The organism is Rhodococcus sp. Leaf233, from assembly GCF_001426165.1.
Lineage (GTDB): Bacteria > Actinomycetota > Actinomycetes > Mycobacteriales > Mycobacteriaceae > Rhodococcoides > Rhodococcoides fascians.
In genome coordinates, this window is sequence record NZ_LMRO01000015.1 from 1 (window position 1) to 18,086 (window position 18,086).

General features: G+C 64.9%; 17 protein-coding genes, 1 tRNA gene and 1 rRNA gene. All 19 read left to right on the plus strand.

Annotation, left to right across the window (positions count from 1 at the left end; translation table 11 throughout):
- Positions 1-96, plus strand: a 5S ribosomal RNA gene (gene rrf, locus ASH04_RS25290); the annotation flags it as partial.
- Positions 97-170: 74 nt separating this feature from the next.
- Positions 171-1,052 (plus strand): tetratricopeptide repeat protein, encoded by an 882-nt coding sequence (locus tag ASH04_RS26340; RefSeq protein WP_080729252.1) that lies wholly within the window; start codon positions 171-173, stop codon positions 1,050-1,052.
- Positions 1,049-2,038: an HAD-IIA family hydrolase gene (locus ASH04_RS25300; RefSeq protein WP_057474922.1), complete on the plus strand. Its 990-nt coding sequence runs from the start codon at positions 1,049-1,051 to the stop codon at positions 2,036-2,038. The genes ASH04_RS26340 and ASH04_RS25300 overlap by 4 nt, the downstream gene beginning before the upstream one ends.
- 64 nt (positions 2,039-2,102) lie before the next feature.
- Entirely contained in the window at positions 2,103-2,345 is a 243-nt protein-coding gene (locus tag ASH04_RS25305; protein WP_032408217.1) for a hypothetical protein, read from the plus strand.
- Position 2,346: 1 nt separating this feature from the next.
- Complete coding sequence (locus ASH04_RS25310) at positions 2,347-3,174, plus strand: TlyA family RNA methyltransferase (RefSeq protein ID WP_032408218.1); 828 nt, start codon at positions 2,347-2,349, stop codon at positions 3,172-3,174.
- On the plus strand, positions 3,171-4,136 hold the full coding sequence (locus ASH04_RS25315; RefSeq protein ID WP_027497219.1) for an NAD kinase: 966 nt from the start codon (positions 3,171-3,173) through the stop codon (positions 4,134-4,136). Before ASH04_RS25310 ends, ASH04_RS25315 begins: the two co-directional genes overlap by 4 nt.
- Positions 4,137-4,138: 2 nt before the next feature.
- Positions 4,139-5,908: a DNA repair protein RecN gene (gene recN, locus ASH04_RS25320; protein ID WP_057474979.1), complete on the plus strand. Its 1,770-nt coding sequence runs from the start codon at positions 4,139-4,141 to the stop codon at positions 5,906-5,908.
- Positions 5,909-5,992: 84 nt separating this feature from the next.
- Positions 5,993-7,177, plus strand: a complete 1,185-nt coding sequence (steA, locus tag ASH04_RS25325; RefSeq protein ID WP_032366203.1) for a putative cytokinetic ring protein SteA — start codon at positions 5,993-5,995, stop codon at positions 7,175-7,177.
- Positions 7,174-8,121, plus strand: coding sequence for a copper transporter (locus tag ASH04_RS25330; protein ID WP_057474923.1), 948 nt, complete (start codon positions 7,174-7,176; stop codon positions 8,119-8,121). Before steA ends, ASH04_RS25330 begins: the two co-directional genes overlap by 4 nt.
- 155 nt (positions 8,122-8,276) lie before the next feature.
- Positions 8,277-10,010, plus strand: a complete 1,734-nt coding sequence (locus tag ASH04_RS25335; protein WP_027497215.1) for a CTP synthase — start codon at positions 8,277-8,279, stop codon at positions 10,008-10,010.
- Complete coding sequence (locus ASH04_RS25340) at positions 10,007-10,642, plus strand: NUDIX domain-containing protein (RefSeq protein WP_057474924.1); 636 nt, start codon at positions 10,007-10,009, stop codon at positions 10,640-10,642. Before ASH04_RS25335 ends, ASH04_RS25340 begins: the two co-directional genes overlap by 4 nt.
- Positions 10,643-10,647: 5 nt before the next feature.
- Positions 10,648-11,562, plus strand: coding sequence for a site-specific tyrosine recombinase XerD (gene xerD, locus ASH04_RS25345; RefSeq protein ID WP_027497213.1), 915 nt, complete (start codon positions 10,648-10,650; stop codon positions 11,560-11,562).
- A gap of 164 nt (positions 11,563-11,726) precedes the next feature.
- Complete coding sequence (locus ASH04_RS25350) at positions 11,727-12,692, plus strand: ParA family protein (RefSeq protein ID WP_048320374.1); 966 nt, start codon at positions 11,727-11,729, stop codon at positions 12,690-12,692.
- 2 nt (positions 12,693-12,694) lie between these two features.
- Positions 12,695-13,525 (plus strand): segregation and condensation protein A, encoded by an 831-nt coding sequence (locus tag ASH04_RS25355; RefSeq protein ID WP_162247570.1) that lies wholly within the window; start codon positions 12,695-12,697, stop codon positions 13,523-13,525.
- Entirely contained in the window at positions 13,522-14,205 is a 684-nt protein-coding gene (scpB, locus tag ASH04_RS25360) for an SMC-Scp complex subunit ScpB (protein WP_057474926.1), read from the plus strand. Before ASH04_RS25355 ends, scpB begins: the two co-directional genes overlap by 4 nt.
- A gap of 12 nt (positions 14,206-14,217) precedes the next feature.
- Positions 14,218-15,414, plus strand: coding sequence for a pseudouridine synthase (locus ASH04_RS26345; RefSeq protein ID WP_082519430.1), 1,197 nt, complete (start codon positions 14,218-14,220; stop codon positions 15,412-15,414).
- Positions 15,414-16,097: a (d)CMP kinase gene (gene cmk, locus ASH04_RS25370; RefSeq protein WP_032384284.1), complete on the plus strand. Its 684-nt coding sequence runs from the start codon at positions 15,414-15,416 to the stop codon at positions 16,095-16,097. The genes ASH04_RS26345 and cmk overlap by 1 nt, the downstream gene beginning before the upstream one ends.
- Positions 16,094-17,542 carry a ribosome biogenesis GTPase Der gene (der, locus tag ASH04_RS25375; protein WP_027497207.1) on the plus strand — a complete coding sequence of 483 codons (1,449 nt, stop codon included), beginning with the start codon at positions 16,094-16,096 and terminating at the stop codon, positions 17,540-17,542. Before cmk ends, der begins: the two co-directional genes overlap by 4 nt.
- An 85-nt stretch (positions 17,543-17,627) precedes the next feature.
- A tRNA-Pro gene (locus ASH04_RS25380) sits at positions 17,628-17,701 on the plus strand.
- The last annotated feature ends 385 nt before the right edge of the window (positions 17,702-18,086 follow it).

Sequence of the window (18,086 nt, forward strand, 5' to 3'; positions counted from 1 at the left end):
GAAACGCCCGGTCCCATTCCGAACCCGGAAGCTAAGCCCTCCAGCGCCGATGGTACTGCACTCGACAGGGTGTGGGAGAGTAGGACACCGCCGAACACCCGTTGTAAGAAGGGGACCCACTTGGTGGGTCCCCTTTTTGCGTTTGTACCCGAAAATCCGAAAGGACGCCCGTGTCGGAAGACAACAACGATCGTCGCCCCTCCCGAGCAGACGGTGGCAATCGCCCCAACGAGTCCCGAGATCGCAACCCCCGCGCTCAGGACCGTCGCGCCGACCCGCGTCGTTCGGACGGTCCTCCCCGCAGGCGTGGTGGGGAAGGTGGGTTCTCCGGCGATCGCCGCGGAAACAGCGCATCGTCCGACCGTCGACCCCCGCGGCCAGACGAGCCGGATCTGCCCGACGAGGTCGAAGCCGGCCAGCTCGAGCCGGCAGTGCGCCGGGATCTGCTGAGCTTGGACAAGAACAATGCCACTGCTGTGGCGCGTCACCTCGTGATGACCAGCCGCCTGCTCGACGACGACCCGCAGTTGGCGCTGCTGCACGCGCGCGCTGCTCGTCAGCGGGCCGGCCGCATTGCCGTCGTACGCGAGACGGCCGGTATCGCGGCATATCACGCGGGTGAATGGGCGGAGGCTCTGTCGGAACTGCGGGCGGCACGTCGAATGGCCGGCGGCCCCGGCCTCATCGCGGTCATGGCCGACTGCGAACGCGGACTCGGGCGCCCCGAGCGGGCCATCGAACTCGGTCGCAGCGACGAAGCGCGGGAACTGACCGGTGAAGAGGCGTCGGAACTCCGGATCGTCGTCGCCGGCGCTCGTATGGATCTCAATCAGTACGACCAGGCCGTCGTCACCCTCCAGACTCCCGATCTCGACGCGTCCCGGTCGGGTACGGCTGCGGCTCGTCTGTTCTACGTCTACGCCGATGCGCTCGTTGCTGCCGGTCGCGTCGACGAAGGTGTGAAGTGGTTCCTCAACGCTGCCGCGGCGGATGTCGATGGAGAAACCGACGCAGAAGAGCGGGTCGAGGAGTTGTCCGGGGGCAGTCGGTGACATTACTGCGCGACGCCCACGACGTTCTGCTGCTCGACCTCGACGGCACCGTCTACGCCGGCAAGGAACCCATTCCGGGTGCAGTGGAGGCGCTTTCGGGTGGTTCCGAGAAGCAGTTCTTCGTCACCAACAATGCCAGTCGCGCACCGAGCGATGTCGCCGAACACCTCCGCGAACTCGGTTTCGACACCACAGCGGAATTTGTCGTCACCAGTTCCGAAGCAGCAGCCCGAGTACTCGCGGACAGACTCGATCCTGGCTCACGCGTCCTCGTCGTCGGTACCGACGCCTTGGCGACCGAGATCGAGAAGGTGGGATTGACGCCGGTGCGCTCTGCTGACGACCAGCCGGTTGCGGTGGTTCAGGGACATTCGGTCGATACAGGGTGGCCCATGTTGGCCGAGGCGGTACTGGCTGTGCGTGCGGGCGCGCTGTGGGTCGCGACCAACGTCGATGCGACTCTTCCGACCGAGCGGGGCCTCGTTCTCGGCAACGGTTCGATGGTGGCAGCAGTGCGCAATGCCACCGACGTCGAGCCCATCGTTGCAGGCAAGCCCGCGGCTCCCATCATGCGTGACGCCGTCGAGCGAAGTGGTGCCAAGTCGGCGCTCGTGGTCGGGGACCGGCTCGATACCGATATAGCAGGCGCGAACGAAGCTGCCCTCCCGTCGCTGTTGGTCCTGACGGGTGTCAGTACCGCTGCAGAGTTGCTTCGTGCTCCGAAGCACCTGCGTCCCACTCACATCGGTAGTGATCTCGGGGTTCTGAACAAGGACGAGTCGGCGTCGAGGGTAGCCGGTAAGGATGGCTGGACGGTCGGCATCGACGACGAGGTCCTGTCCGTGCGGTTCGAGGGTGCTGCCGAGATTGATGCCTTCGAGGGTCTGCTCGCCGTCCTCGATATTGCGTGGTCGGGTTCGGAATTCTCGGACGTTCGCTTCGACGGGGATGGACTCGCCGATCTGCGCTCGTTGTTGGGTTGTTGACACGGGTTCGTGCAGTCGGCCGCGAGCGGGCGTTGGTCGGACCCATCCGATAGCGTGAGAGGTGATGAGCGCGTCGATTCCACTTCCAGGACAACACCGGCCGAATGCGGTCGGCGAACAGTCGTCCGCAGACCCGGACAGCATCAGGGCCGAGGTGTCGTCGCTGCTCGCGCAGCTCACCATCGGGTCGGAGGCAGACCTCGACTCGGAGGCCGTCGATTCGGACGCCCTGGCGCGTGATGCGAGTGTGCTGGACCGGGCCCATGAAGTGCTGGTTCGGGCCTTGACCACCGTCGACAAGACCTGACGTGGCCCGTCGCGCACGTGTCGACGCAGAACTGGTCCGTCGTGGATTGGCCAGATCTCGTGAACACGCCTCCGAACTCATCGAGGCAGGCCGGGTCAAGATTGCCGGAACCGTGGCTTCGAAGCCCGCTACCGCCGTCGAGCCGGGCACTCCGCTGTTGGTGGCCGAGGAAGACAACGAAATCAGCTGGGCGTCTCGCGGCGCGCACAAACTGCTCGGTGCCCTCGACGCGTTCGAGCCACTGGGTCTGACCGTCGAGAACGCGCGGTGTCTCGACGCCGGTGCCTCCACGGGAGGTTTCACCGACGTTCTGCTCAGTCGCGGTGTGCATGAGGTCGTTGCGGTCGACGTGGGTTACGGCCAGCTCGTGTGGCGACTGCAATCCGACGAACGCGTGCACGTCATCGATCGCACCAATGTGCGCTCGATAGATGCCGACACGATCGGGGGCCCGGTCGACGTCATCGTGGCAGACCTGTCGTTCATCTCTCTGAAGCTCGTTCTTCCCGCTTTCGTCGCGTGCTCCACGTCGGGTACGGACATGGTGTTGATGGTCAAGCCTCAATTCGAGGTCGGCAAGGACCGCGTCGGTTCCGGCGGCGTCGTGCGAGACCCGGCGCTGCGGGCGGAGGCCGTCGAGGACGTCGCGAATGCCGCGCTTGCGTCGAACCTGCGAGTCGAGGCGGTCGCCGCAAGCCCACTGCCGGGACCTTCGGGCAACGTCGAGTACTTTTTGTGGTTGAAGGCGGGCGCAGGTGACGGTTCGCCGCGTACCGACGTGGACGTCGCCGAGTTGGTCCGTCACGCGATCGAGGAAGGACCACAGTGACTCCGTCCCATGCAGCACCGACACAGGAGTCCGTTCGGGAGATTCTTCTCGTCGCACACCCCGGCCGGCCGGACATCGCCGAGACCGCGCGCCGAGTGGGCAAAGTGTTCGACGAAGCAGGCATCTGCCTGCGGGTTCTCGTCGACGAAGTGGAGCCGTCCAAGATCGAGGCATCGGACACCGAGGAACACGACCATGTGTTCGTGGCGGACATGAGGCTCAACGTCGTCGAGTTCGGTCCCGATGCGGCCGCCGGGTGCGAGATGGTTCTGGTTCTCGGTGGTGACGGAACGTTCCTGCGAGCGGCCGAGCTCGCGCAGGCGGCCGACATCCCGGTTCTCGGTATCAACCTCGGCCACGTGGGGTTTCTCGCCGAGGCCGAGGCCGACCATCTCGAGGACGCGCTGGCGCGGGTCATGGCCGGCGACTATCGCATCGAACAGCGGATGACGTTGGACATTGCCATCCGGGTAGGCGACCAGGTCGTCGAGCGTGGGTGGGCCCTGAACGAGGCGAGCATCGAGAACGGTTCCAGGCTCGGGGTCCTCGAGGTCGTTCTCGAAGTGGACGGGCGTCCGGTCTCCGCGTTCGGCTGCGACGGAGTGCTCGTGTCGACACCCACGGGGTCGACGGCGTATGCGTTCTCTGCAGGCGGGCCGGTGGTGTGGCCGGAACTCGAAGCCATACTGGTCATTCCGAGCAACGCCCATGCCCTCTTCGCGCGTCCGCTCGTCACCAGCCCCGAGTCGATCATCGCCGTCGAGATCGATGCCGGCGGACACGATGGTTTCGTGTTCTGCGACGGCCGCCGCACATTGGGGTTGCCGGCGGGAGCACGCGTCGAGGTCGTACGGGGAGCATCGCCCATCAAGTGGGTTCGCCTGGATTCGGCACCGTTCGCCGATCGCATGGTCAAGAAATTCGAACTGCCCGTGACCGGGTGGCGGGGGAGAGCGAGGTAGGGATGCTCGAAGAGATTCGGATCGACAGCCTCGGAGTCATCTCCGGTGCGAGCGCACAATTTCACGAGGGGTTGACGGTTCTCACCGGCGAGACCGGGGCCGGCAAGACGATGGTGGTCACCAGCTTGCATCTGCTGTCGGGTGCACGCGCCGATGCAGGTCGGGTGCGGCTCGGTGCCCAAAGGGCCGTGGTCGAGGGTCGATTCAGCACCGACACCGCCTCGGAACAGGTGATCGAGGACGTCGAGAAGGTGCTCGAATCCTCGGGAGGTCAACGCGACGAAGACAATTCGATCATCGCCGTGCGAACGGTCAATTCGGACGGCCGCTCACGTGCACATCTGGGTGGACGAAGCGTCCCCGCATCGGTGCTGTCGAACTTCACCGATTCGCTGCTGACAGTGCACGGCCAGAACGATCAGTTGCGGCTGCTGCGCCCCGATCAGCAACTCGGTGCACTCGACAGATTCGCCGGTGATTCGGTTGCCTCTCTGGTGGCGAAGTATCGCGCCGCCCGTAAGACGTGGCTCGACGCACGCAACGAATTGATCGACCGCACCGAACGCAGCCGTGAATTGGCTCAGGAAGCGGACCGGCTGCAGTTCGGCCTGCAGGAGATCGACTCCCTGGCACCGGAGCCGGGTGAGGATCGCTCCGTGGCCGAGGATGTGCGCAGGCTCGGCGACCTCGATTCGCTGCGGGAAACCGCCGAGGGTGCCGCCGCGGCTCTCGTCGGGAGTACCGAGGAGGCGTCGGACACCACGTCTGCGCTGTATCTGTTGGGCGAGGCACGATCGCGTCTCGAACACGCCGACGATGCTGCTCTCACAGAACTGCTGCCCCGGTTGAACGACGCGATGGCCGTCGTCGGCGACGTCGGTGCCGACCTGACCACGTATCTGTCGGATCTCCCGTCGGATCCAGGAGCTCTCGACACGATCCTGAACCGGCAGGCCGAGCTGAAGTCTCTGACGCGCAAGTACGCCGCCGACGTCGACGGTGTCATCGCGTGGGCCGAGGACGCTCGCGAACGTTTGTCTCGGATCGATACCTCTGCCGACGCGCTCGCGGAGCTGAGTGCGCGTGTCGAGTCGGCTGCGGTCGATGTCGCGGCGGCCGCGTCCAAGCTGAGCGCTGCCCGGTCGAGAGCGGCGACGAAGCTGTCCAAAGCCGTCAGCGTCGAGCTGGCCGGACTGGCGATGGGAAAAGCCAAGCTGCAGATAGATGTTCGATCGCTGCCGGCCGGACCGTCGGACACGGCACCGATCGTCGTCGACGGTACCGAGTTGCATGCGGGTAGTACCGGCGTCGACGAGGTCGAGTTCCGGTTGTCCGCGCACGACGGCGCCCAGGCGTTGCCGATCAGCAAGAGCGCGTCGGGCGGTGAGCTCTCGCGGGTGATGTTGGCGCTCGAGGTGGTGCTGGCGGGCTCCGACAAGGGCGCGACGATGGTGTTCGACGAGGTCGACGCCGGAGTCGGTGGTCGGGCGGCGGTCGAGGTCGGTCGTCGGCTCGGTCGGCTGGCTCGTACTCATCAGGTCATCGTCGTCACCCACCTGCCGCAGGTGGCTGCGTTCGCGGACACGCATCTGGTGGTGGACAAGACCGACGCCAAGAAGGGGGCGGCGAACAGCGGAGTCCGGACGCTGTCGTCCTCGGAACGCGTCGTCGAACTCGCCCGGATGCTCGCCGGGCTCGACGACACCGAGACCGGTCGCGCACACGCAGAGGAGCTGTTGGCCACCGCAAACGCGGATCGAGCTGCCCTGTAACTTTTGGTGCTGATGTGATCAGTGTGGTAGTTGTTTCGGCGCGCCTCCATGGCCGGGCGTGTCGATCGGGTCATCATGGTGGGCATGAAGATGCCGGCACTGCTGTCACGTAGTCAGGATTCGCTGCCCGGAATCACCGGGATCGCGCGGGTCGATCGCAACACGGCCAAGCTGCTCAAGCGGGTCGGCCCCGGCGACATCGTCGTTCTGGACGAGCTCGATCTGGACCGGTTGACCGCAGATGCGCTCGTCGAGGCCGGGGTGCTCGCGGTCGTCAACGCGTCGCCGTCGATCTCCGGCCGCTATCCCAACCTCGGCCCCGAGGTCATCGTCGCCAACGGGATCACCTTGATCGACTCGGCCGGCACCGAGATCTTCAAGAAGATCAAGGACGGCACCAAGATCCGGCTCAACGACGGTGGCGTCTACACCGGCGATCGCCGCCTCGCCAAGGGTGAGGAGCAGAGCGAAGCCGAGATCTCGGACAAGATGATCGAGGCCAAGACCGGGCTGGTCGACCATCTGGAAGCGTTCTCGGGCAACACGATCGAGTTCATTCGGACCGAGAGTCCGTTGCTGATCGACGGCGTCGGGGTTCCGGACATCGACATCGACCTCAAGGGTCGTCACGTCGTGATCGTTGCCGACGGGCCGGGGCACGCGGAGGACCTGAAGAATCTGAAGCCGTTCATCAAGGAGTACTCGCCCGTCATCATCGGCGTCGGTGCGGGCGCGGACACAGCGATGAAAGCGGGACACCGCCCGGATCTGATCGTCGGCGATCCTGAGGACGTCACTGCGCAGACACTCAAATGTGGTGCAGAAGTGGTACTTCCGGCCGATTCGGACGGACACGCGCAAGGTCTCGAACGCATCCAGGATCTCGGTATCGGTGCCATGACCTTCCCGGCGACCGGTGCTGCTGCGGACCTCGCACTGCTGTTGGCCGACCACCACGGTGCGTCGCTGATCGTGTCGGTCGGTAGCCCGGCCAGCCTGGACGAATTCTTCGATCGCGGACGACGCAACACCAACCCGGCCGCGTTCATGACGCGTCTGAAGGTCGGTGCCAAGCTGGTCGACGCCAAGGCGGTGGCCACGCTGTACCGAAGCCGCGTGTCGGGCGGCGCAATTGCCCTGCTCATTCTCGCTGCGCTCGTTGCGGTGATCGTGGCGTTGGCCGTCTCCAACATCGGCGGCGAATCCTTGGATTGGGCGATCGATCTGTGGAACCGATTCGCACTGTGGTTCCAGGGGTTGCTTTCGTGATTTCGCTTCGCCAACATGCCATTTCGCTGGCTGCCGTGTTCGTTGCGTTGGCCATCGGCATCGTCCTCGGCTCGGGTCTGCTGTCCAGCGGACTGGTCTCGGGTCTGCGAGACGACAAGACGGGTCTCGAGAATCAGGTCGACGATCTGCAGTCGACCAACAATCAGCTCGGCGAGCAGCTGAACTCGGCCGACGGTTTCGATGCGGCGGTCTCGGGTCGAGTACTCCGAGACTCCCTCGCCGATCGCAGCGTTGTGGTCATCACCACGCCCGATGCAGATCCCGGCGATGTCGACGGCGTCACGCGTTCGATCGGGGCGTCCGGTGCCACGGTCACGGGCCGGGTGTCGCTGACGGATTCGTTCGTGTCCGCGGCGAACGGCGACGATCTGCGCACCCGACTGACCAACGTCATTCCGGCCGGTGTGCAGTTGCGTACCGGGGCGGTCGACCAGGGAAGTCTGGCGGGCGACCTGCTGGGTTCGGTGTTGCTGCTCAATGCGCAGACGGCGCAGCCGCAATCGACCCCCGAGGAGCTGTCTCTCGCTCTCGAGACGTTGCGTAGCGGCGGGTTCATCGCTTACGACAACGGTGCGGTCGCACCTGCGCAGCTGGCCGTGGTGGTCACCGGTTCTGGTGCCTCGGATGTCGAGGACGGCAACCGCGGTGCCATCGTCGCTCGCTTCGCAGGAGCCCTCGATTCACGCGGAGCAGGTGCGGTACTGGCAGGTCGTTCCGGTGCGGCCGAGGGCAACGGCTCCATCGCGGTAGTGCGAGCCGACTCGGCTTTGTCGTCTGCGCTCAGCACGGTGGACAACGTCGACCGTGAAGCAGGCCGAATCACCACAGTTCTCGCCCTGGCGGAGCAACTGGACGGTGCTTCGGGCCGCTACGGCACCGGAGCGAACGCGAACGCCGTCACCGTGGGAGCGCCGGTGAGTTGATCGGCGCTCGCGTCGAATACGCGTGTCGTTGGCGGTGAGGTACGTACTGGTGTTACCGTGAAGTCCCGTGGGTAGCAGGCCCAATTTCCACGCTTTACCTCTCTTATCAGCCCCCTGATAGGAGCAAGCCCTGCAGACTCGTCACGGGAGCCTCATTGTCACGCCTTCAGTCGCGTTCCGACACCAAGCACATCTTCGTCAGCGGAGGCGTCGCGTCTTCGCTCGGAAAAGGTCTGACGGCGTCCAGCCTCGGCCAGCTACTGACCGCACGCGGCTTGCGCGTGACCATGCAGAAGCTCGATCCGTATCTCAACGTCGATCCCGGCACGATGAACCCGTTCCAGCACGGTGAAGTCTTCGTCACCGAGGACGGCTCGGAGACGGACCTCGACGTCGGCCATTACGAGCGCTTCCTCGACCGTGATCTGTCCGGATTCGCCAATGTGACCACCGGCCAGGTCTATTCGACGGTCATCGCCAAGGAGCGTCGCGGCGAATACCTCGGCGACACCGTTCAGGTCATTCCGCACATCACCGACGAGATCAAACGTCGCATCCTGGCCATGAACGGTCCCGACCTGCAGGGCCACCAGCCGGACGTCGTCATCACCGAAATCGGCGGCACCGTCGGCGATATCGAATCGCAGCCGTTCCTCGAAGCGGCGCGGCAGGTCCGTCACGACGTCGGCCGCAACAACGTGTTCTTCCTGCATGTGTCCCTGGTCCCGTTCCTGGCACCGTCCGGTGAACTCAAGACCAAGCCCACCCAGCACTCCGTCGCAGCACTGCGCAGCATCGGCATTCAGCCCGACGCGTTGATCCTGCGGTGCGACCGCGACGTGCCGCCGGGGCTCAAGAACAAGATTGCGCTGATGTGCGACGTCGACGTCGACGGCTGCATCTCCACACCCGACGCCCCGTCGATCTACGACATCCCCAAGGTGCTGCACAAGGAAGGCCTCGACGCCTACGTCGTCCGGCAGCTCGGTCTGCCGTTCCGTGACGTCGACTGGACCATCTGGGGCGGACTGCTCGAGCGCGTCCACCAGCCCCGCGAAACCGTGCGCGTCGGCCTCGTCGGCAAGTACGTCGACCTGCCCGACGCCTACCTCTCGGTCACCGAGGCGTTGCGTGCCGGTGGATTCGCTCATCGCGCCAAGGTCGAGATCAAGTGGGTTCCGTCCGACGAGTGCTCGACGCCTGCGGGGGCTCAGGCTGCGTTGGGTGATGTCGATGCCGTGCTCATTCCCGGCGGATTCGGCATTCGCGGTATCGAGGGCAAGCTCGGTGCCATCGAGTTCGCTCGTACCCGCAAGATTCCACTGTTGGGGTTGTGCCTCGGTTTGCAGTGCGTCGTCATCGAGGCGGCTCGTTCGGTCGGCCTGACCGATGCCAATTCCGCCGAGTTCGATCCGGACACTAAGGATCCGGTGATCTCCACCATGGCCGATCAGGAAGACGCCGTCGCCGGTGACGCCGACCTCGGGGGCACGATGCGCCTCGGTGCCTATCCCGCGACACTGCAGAAGGGTTCGGTCGTCGCTGCGTCGTACGGCACCGAGAACGTCTCGGAGCGGCATCGTCACCGTTACGAGGTCAACAATGTCTACCGTGATCGAATTGCGAAGAGTGGCTTGGTCTTCAGCGGTACGTCCCCGGACGGTCATCTGGTGGAGTTCGTGGAGTTGCCGGCATCGGTGCACCCGTTCTTCGTTGCTACCCAGGCGCATCCCGAGCTCAAGAGCCGGCCGACCCGTCCGCATCCGCTGTTCGCATCGCTGATCAACGCGGCACTGAAGTACAAGGCTGCCGAGCGGCTGCCGGTCGACATTCACGGTGACACCGCTGCGGCTGAGAAGTCGGACGCCGAGGCCGAGACCGTCGGATGAGCGAGAACTCCAGACACGAATTCACGACGCTCGGTTCGACGGTTCCGTACTCCGGCGCAATCCTCGCGCTGCGGCTCGATCAGGTGGCGATGCCGAACGGGCGTCGCGCCGAGCGAGAAGTGATCGAGCATCACGGCGCAGTCGGCATTCTTGCCGTCGATGATCAGGACCGCGTTGCGATGATCGAGCAGTACCGGCACCCCATCGGGCGTCGTCTCTGGGAGCTGCCCGCGGGCCTGCTCGACGAGCCGGGGGAGGAGCCCGTGCTGGCGGCGCAGCGCGAACTGGCCGAGGAGACTGGTCTCGCGGCCGGGAAGTGGTCGGTGTTGGTGGACGTGTTGGCCTCGCCCGGATTCACCGACGAAGCGGTACGCATCTTTCTCGCCGAGGATCTGAGTGAGGTCGATCGCCCGGAGGCACACGACGAGGAGGCAGACATCGAGCTGTCCTTCGTGCCGATGGACGAGGCCGTGCGTCGTGCGTTGGCAGGGGAGATCGTCAACGCCTCGGCCGTGTCGGGAGTGCTCGCGTTGGCGGCAGCTCGTGCCACCGGCACCGAGTTGCGTCCGGCCGACGCCCCGTGGGCGGATCGACCCACGGCATTCGAGTCTCGGAAGAGTTCACGAAAGTAGCCACCGTGATCGGCGATCAGATTGCGACGTATCTCGATCATCTGGTGGTCGAGCGCGGGTCGGCACCGAACACGGTGTCGTCGTACCGTCGCGATCTGGTGCGGTACGAGCGGTTTCTAAGTGGGTACGGAATTTCCGATCTGGCCAAGGTGACCGAGAACGACATCACCGAGTTCGTGCTCTACCTCCGGCGCGGCGACGACGAATTCCCGGCTCTCGCAGCCAGTTCGGCGGCTCGAACGCTGATCGCCGTGCGTGGTCTGCACCGCTTCGCCCTGGCCGAGGGCATGGTGGAGCGCAACGTCGCGAGCGAGGTGAAGCCGCCGCAGCCGGCCAAACGACTACCGAAGTCGCTGCCCGTCGACCAGGTCGTGGCGCTGCTCGAATCGGCTTCCATTGCCGGTCCCGACGCACCGCGTGGTCTGCGAGATCGCGCACTGCTCGAACTGCTGTACTCCACCGGTGCGCGCATCTCCGAGGCCGTCGGTCTGGATGTGGACGACATCGACACCGAGGCTCGCTCGGTGCTCCTGCGCGGTAAGGGCGGGAAACACCGAGTCGTCCCGGTGGGGCGGCCGGCCATCGAGGCGGTCGACGCGTACCTGGTGCGCGGGCGGCCAGGGCTCGTCGCCCGCTCGAATCCGGCGCTGTTTCTCAATGTGCGCGGTGGTCGACTGTCGCGGCAGAGCGCCTGGCAAGTGCTGCAGGACTCCGCGCAGCGGGCCGGAATCACGGCCGGGGTGTCGCCGCACGTGCTCCGGCACTCGTTTGCGACGCACCTGCTCGACGGCGGTGCCGACGTCCGTGTCGTGCAGGAATTGCTCGGCCATGCGTCGGTGACCACGACACAGATCTACACCCTCGTCACCGTCACGACGTTGCGTGAAGTGTGGGCGGGTGCGCACCCGCGAGCGCGCTAGCACGCGGTCGGCAATCGTGTGTCAGCGTGTCCGATGACAATGCCGTGGCGTCAAGCGGTAGCGTTTGCGTGAACTACTCGAAGACGAACGGGACAGGGGAGCGCTGGAACGTGTCGACACCGCAGCCGCCAGCGGCGGAGTCAGCCTCGGAACCGTCGTGGGGCGTGCAGCCCGCCGTCACCCCCGATACCGGCGAAACGCATCCGTCTCATCCGCACAGCGATGGCGCTCTTTTCCATACACGTCAACCGGAATCCAGTCGGGAGACACGCGACATAATTCCTGCTCCGAACGAGCTCGGACCCACCGGTCGCAAGACGAGGCCGGTTCCCGATCCGCAGCCGCTGGCCAGTCACGGCCCGGCCAAGATCATCGCGATGTGCAACCAGAAGGGCGGCGTCGGCAAGACGACGTCGACCATCAATCTCGGTGCCTCGCTGGCCGGTTACGGCCGTCGCGTGCTGCTTGTCGACCTCGACCCGCAGGGCGCACTGTCCGCGGGCTTGGGCGTCGCACATCACGAACTCGATCTGACGGTCTACAACCTCCTCGTAGAGGCGAAGGTGTCGGCCGACGACATCATCATGCGGACTCGCGTCGACAATCTCGATCTGATGCCGAGCAACATCGATCTTTCTGCCGCCGAGATCCAGCTGGTCACCGAGGTGGGGCGTGAGCAAACGCTCGGACGGGTACTGCACCCCATTCTCGACCGCTACGACTACGTGCTCATCGACTGCCAGCCCTCGCTCGGCCTGTTGACGGTCAATGCGCTGACCTGTGCCGACGAGGTCCTCATTCCGATGGAGTGCGAGTACTTCAGTCTTCGCGGCCTGGCTCTCCTCAACGACACCGTCGAGAAGGTGCGCGATCGGCTGAACCCGCGACTGAAGCTGGCGGGCATCGTGGTCACGATGTTCGACGCCCGGACGCTGCACTCGCGCGAGGTGATGACGCGGGTGGTCGAGGTGTTCGGCGACGTCGTCTACGACACCGTGATCACTCGCACGGTCCGGTTCCCCGAGACCAGCGTTGCCGGTGAGCCGATCACTACATGGGCTCCCAAATCCGGCGGCGCGCAGGCGTACCGCGCTCTTGCGCGCGAGGTGATCTACCGGTCGGGTCCGTGACGATCGACGCTGCCGACGGGGCCCCGATCGAGGTTCCCGCCGACGCGGACACGTCGAAATTTCGGGTTCGGTTGCTCAACTTCGAGGGCCCGTTCGATCTGCTGCTGTCGCTGATCAGTCAGCACCGCATGGATGTCACCGAGGTGGCGCTGCACACCGTCACCGACGATTTCATCTCGTTCACCAAATCGCTCGGTGCCGATGTCGGACTCGATCAGACAACGGAGTTCCTCGTCGTCGCGGCGACGTTGCTCGATCTGAAGGCGGCTCGTCTGCTGCCGTCGGGTGATGTGGAGGACGCCGAGGATCTCGCGTTGCTCGAGGTGCGCGATCTCCTGTTCGCCCGGTTGCTTCAGTACCGCGCCTACAAGCAGGTCGCGCTGCTGTTCGGTGAGCTGGAAGCCGCTGCGCTGCGGCGTTATCCGCGCTCGGTGTCGGTGGAAGATCGATTCGCCGATCTGATTCCCGAGGTGTTGCTGGGGGTCGATCCAGCCAGGTTCGCAGACATCGCAGCCGCAGCGTTTCGGCCCAAGCCGATCCCGCAAGTGGGCCTCGACCACATTCATCAGCATGCGGTCTCGATCCCCGAGCAGGCAGAGTGGTTGCTCGAGAACCTGCAGGGCCGGGGACTCAACGAGTGGGCATCGTTCTCGGAGCTGGTGCAGGACTGCGAAGTGCAGGTCGAAATAATCGCGCGCTTCCTCGCGTTGCTGGAACTGTTCCGGCAACAAGTGATCGCCTTCGAGCAACCCGAACCGCTCGGCGATCTTCGAGTGAGCTGGACCGGCAAGGACGAAGGACCCATCGTGGTCACGGAAGAGGACTACGCATGAATGCCGACCCGGAACTCGAGCTCGAGGATGTCGACGAGTCAGGCGAACTCGACGACAACACGCTCGCGTCGGCACTCGAGGCGGTTCTGCTCATCGTCGATACTCCCGCCTCCGACGAACAACTGGCATCGGCCGTCGGATCTTCGGTGGCCCGCGTACGTGCCGCACTGAACCGGATGGCCGCGGAACTGACAGAACGCCGCAGCGGAATCGACCTCCGCTACGCCGGCGACGGGTGGCGTTTCTACACCCGAACCGCCTATGCGCCGTACGTCGAACGGCTGCTTCTCGACGGCGCTCGGTCCAAGCTCACACGTGCAGCATTGGAAACCCTGGCCGTGATCGCCTATCGTCAACCGTTGACCCGCGCACGAGTCAGCGCCGTACGTGGAGTCAATGTCGATGGAGTGATGCGTACGTTGCTCGCCCGTGGACTGATCTCCGAAGCAGGAACGGACCCGGAGACCAACGGCACGATGTACTGCACCACCGAGCTGTTCCTCGAACGGCTCGGGCTCGCATCGCTCGGTGATCTACCCGAACTGGCACCGCTGTTACCGGGTGTGGACCTGATCGACGAGATCAGTGACAGCATGGACACCGACCCGAGAACGACCCGCTCCACCAAGAACCGCGGATCGAAACCCGATCCGGCAGCCGAGCTCGACTCGGACGACTGATAGGTAACACAAGTGAACAAGCCCGCTCGCCGTGATGGCACACCGGACCGTAACAAGAGACAAGACCCACGCAGGAAGCCGACCGCAGGTAGGTCGGACACTCCGCGTGACGCGCGCCGCGGAGATCGCACCCGCGACGCTGCACCCCGTGACGGGGCTCCCCGTACCGGAGCACCTCGCGCTGGGGCCCCGCGCACCGGGGGACCTCGCGCAGGCGCACCCCGTACCGGAGCTCCTCGCACCGGTGGCCGACCGGCCCCGCGCAGAGGCGTCGAGCAGGGGGAATCGTTCGAGAACAAGCCCGTCGAGACGGGCATCAACGATCGCAGCAACGACGCGGTGCCCCGCAAGAAGCCGTCGCGCCCCAAGCCGCCGAAGCCGCAGAAGAAGCAGGCTCCGGCAACCACCATCAGCAACGCCAAGCCGGCGAAGCATCAGTACACCGATTCGTCCCCGCGCAAGCACGTGCCTGCCGGTGAGGGTGTTCGGTTGCAGAAGGTGCTCGCGCAGGCCGGTGTCGCGTCGCGTCGGGCCGCGGAAGAGCTGATCGCCGACGGTCGCGTCGAGGTGGACGGACGCATCGTCACCGAGCAGGGCATCCGCATCGATCCGAACATCGCCGTCGTTCGCGTCGACGGCACTCGTGTCGTCGTGAAGGAAGAACTGGTTCATCTCGCGATGAACAAGCCGCGCGGATGGCAGTGCACCATGTCGGACGATCTGGGTCGTCCGTGCGTCGGCGACATCGTCGCCGAGCGCGTGCAGGCGGGCCAGCGTCTGTTCCACGTCGGTCGGCTCGATGCCGACACCGAGGGACTGTTGTTGTTCACCAACGACGGTGACCTTGCTCACCGGCTGATGCACCCGTCGTACGAGGTGTCCAAGACATATCTCGCGACGCTGTTCGGCACGATTCCCCGCACGCTCGGCAAGCAGTTGCGCGAAGGCGTCACTCTCGACGACGGCCCGGTGAAGGTCGACGGCTTCCAGCTGCTCGATATCTCGGACGGCAAATCGCTCGTCAAGGTGACGTTGCACGAGGGCCGCAAGCACATCGTGCGTCGGTTGTTCGACAAGGTCGGATTCCCGGTGGGACGCCTCGTGCGTACCGACGTCGGCAACATCGTGCTCGGCGATCAGCGTCCCGGAACACTGCGTGTTCTCGGCCGCGGCGAGATCGGCAAGCTCTACGAATCCGTAGGCCTGTGATGAGTGCGCTCGTCGTGGCGATGGACGGGCCTTCGGGCACCGGTAAGTCGTCGGTATCGCGTCGGCTCGCATCGGCACTCGAAGCAAGCTACCTCGACACCGGTGCGATGTACCGCGTCGCAACGGTATGGGTGCTGCGTTCGGGCGTCGAGCCCACCGATGCAGACGCAGTCGCGAAAGTTGTTGCAGCCCTTCCCCTCGAGATCGGGAAGGATCCACTGTCGGAGACCGTCTTGCTCGACGGAGAGGACGTCAGCGGCGAAATCCGCGGCGACGCAGTGACCAAAGCCGTCTCGGCTGTGTCCGCGGTGCCTGCGGTGCGTGAGCTCTTGGTGCAGATGCAGCGCGACCTCGCCAGCTCGTCGACGCGAATTGTGGTGGAGGGTCGCGACATCGGCACCGTCGTGCTTCCCGACGCCGACGTGAAGGTGTTCCTGACGGCGTCACCGGAGGCGCGTGCGGAACGACGCAACAAACAGAACATCGAACAAGGTCGCGGCGACGACTACGAATCCGTGCTCGCGGATGTACAACGCCGCGATCATGCAGATTCGACGAGGGCAGTGTCACCGCTTCGTCCCGCTGAGGATTCGGTGATCGTCGATACCAGCGAGCTGGATCTCGACGGCGTGATCGAGCGTTTGCTGCTCGTGGTGAACGACAGAAGTGGAGCAGTCCAGTGAGTGAAGAATTCTTCTCCGGCGCAGCGGAAACCGCGGGCGACGGAACGTGGAGCGACGAGGGCGAGTGGGAGTACGTCGACCTCAACGAGGGTGAAGACGGTGAAGATGCCGTTGCCGTACCTACTCTCGCCGTGGTGGGCCGACCGAACGTCGGCAAGTCGACGCTCGTCAACCGCATCATCGGCCGCCGCGAAGCAGTGGTCGAGGACGTCCCGGGCGTCACTCGCGATCGTGTGTCGTACGAGGCGAACTGGAGTGGTCGACGCTTCCTGGTGCAGGACACCGGCGGTTGGGAGCCCGACGCCAAGGGGCTGCAACAGTCCGTTGCGCGCCAGGCCGAGTTGGCTATGAACACCGCCGACGCGATCCTGCTGGTCGTCGATGCCCGCGTTGGTTCGACGACGACGGACGAGGCAGTGGCACGAGTGTTGCGTCGGTCGAAGACTCCGGTTCTGTTGGTGGCCAACAAGGTCGACGACGGTCGCACCGAGTCCGAGGTCGCTGCACTGTGGTCTCTGGGTCTGGGGGAGCCGTTGTCGGTGTCCGCCACCCACGGCCGCGGTACCGGTGATCTGCTCGACCGTGTGCTCGAGGCCCTGCCGGAGACTCCGCGCGAAGGTATCCCCGGTGGGGGACCGAGGCGTGTCGCTCTGGTCGGTAAGCCGAACGTCGGCAAGTCGTCGCTGATCAACAAGCTCTCGGGTGACGAGCGTTCGGTGGTGCACGATGTTGCCGGCACCACCGTCGACCCGGTCGACTCGTTGGTCGAATTGGGCGGCAAGACATGGCGATTCGTCGATACCGCAGGACTGCGCAAGCGCGTCAGTCATGCCAGCGGTGCCGAGTTCTATGCGTCGCTGCGCACCAAGTCCGCGATCGAGGCAGCCGAGGTCGCGATTCTGCTTCTCGATGCCTCACAGGTGATCTCGGAGCAGGATCTGCGCGTGCTGAGCATGGTCTCCGATGCCGGCCGTGCGCTGGTGTTGGCATTCAACAAGTGGGATCTGGTGGACGACGATCGTCGTCAGCAGCTCGAGAAGGAAATCGACCGCGATCTCGCGCGCGTGCCGTGGGCCCAGCGGGTGAACATTTCGGCGCACACCGGCCGCGCCGTGCAGAAGCTGGTTCCCGCACTGGAGACGGCTCTGGAGTCGTGGGACAAGCGTGTCCCCACCGGACGCCTCAACACGTGGCTCAAAGAGGTCGTGGCAGCCACTCCGCCGCCGATGCGTGGCGGACGCCTGCCGCGCATCATGTTCGCGACGCAGGCCAGCACACGCCCGCCGACGTTCGTGCTGTTCACCACCGGCTTCCTCGAGGCCGGCTACCGCCGATTCATTGAGCGGCGTCTGCGTGAAGAGTTCAACTTCGACGGCAGCCCCGTTCGCGTCTCGGTACGTATCCGCGAGAAGCGGGAACGGCCAGGCAAGGGCAACAACCGCTGACCTAGTCCGACCCGGCCCCTGAGCAGGCGATTTCCTCTCAGGGGTAGGGCTGGGGTAATCTCAGCAAGCGCCTTTCGAGGTGCGGCGGGCTGTGGCGCAGCTTGGTAGCGCACTTGACTGGGGGTCAAGTGGTCGCAGGTTCAAATCCTGTCAGCCCGACACATAGTTGCAGTTCAGAGGCGGTTTCGGAGAGATCCGGAACCGTCTTTTCTGTATGAGTGCCGCGGGAGTTCACAACTCGTTTCTTACACGGTCGAACTGGGCGCTGAGTCGGTGTCCAGGTGTATTCACTGGTGTCCGGCGATCTGCGTGTGTTGAGCAAATGGACCTGCGTGGACGGAGCCACTTGATTCAGCTGGTTCGCTGTCAACTAGCTACGGAGTAGATAGGGGTCCGTGTCGAGCTGAAACTTGGACTAGATCGTTGGCTCCGGTTTGTGTTTCGTCCAGATCCGCTGGCAGCGCTCTGTCGATAAGCTCTCTTGCCAGCTGGCGTTTGCGTTCACCACGGGATGATGTCGGTGGTTGAACGTTCGATATACGTT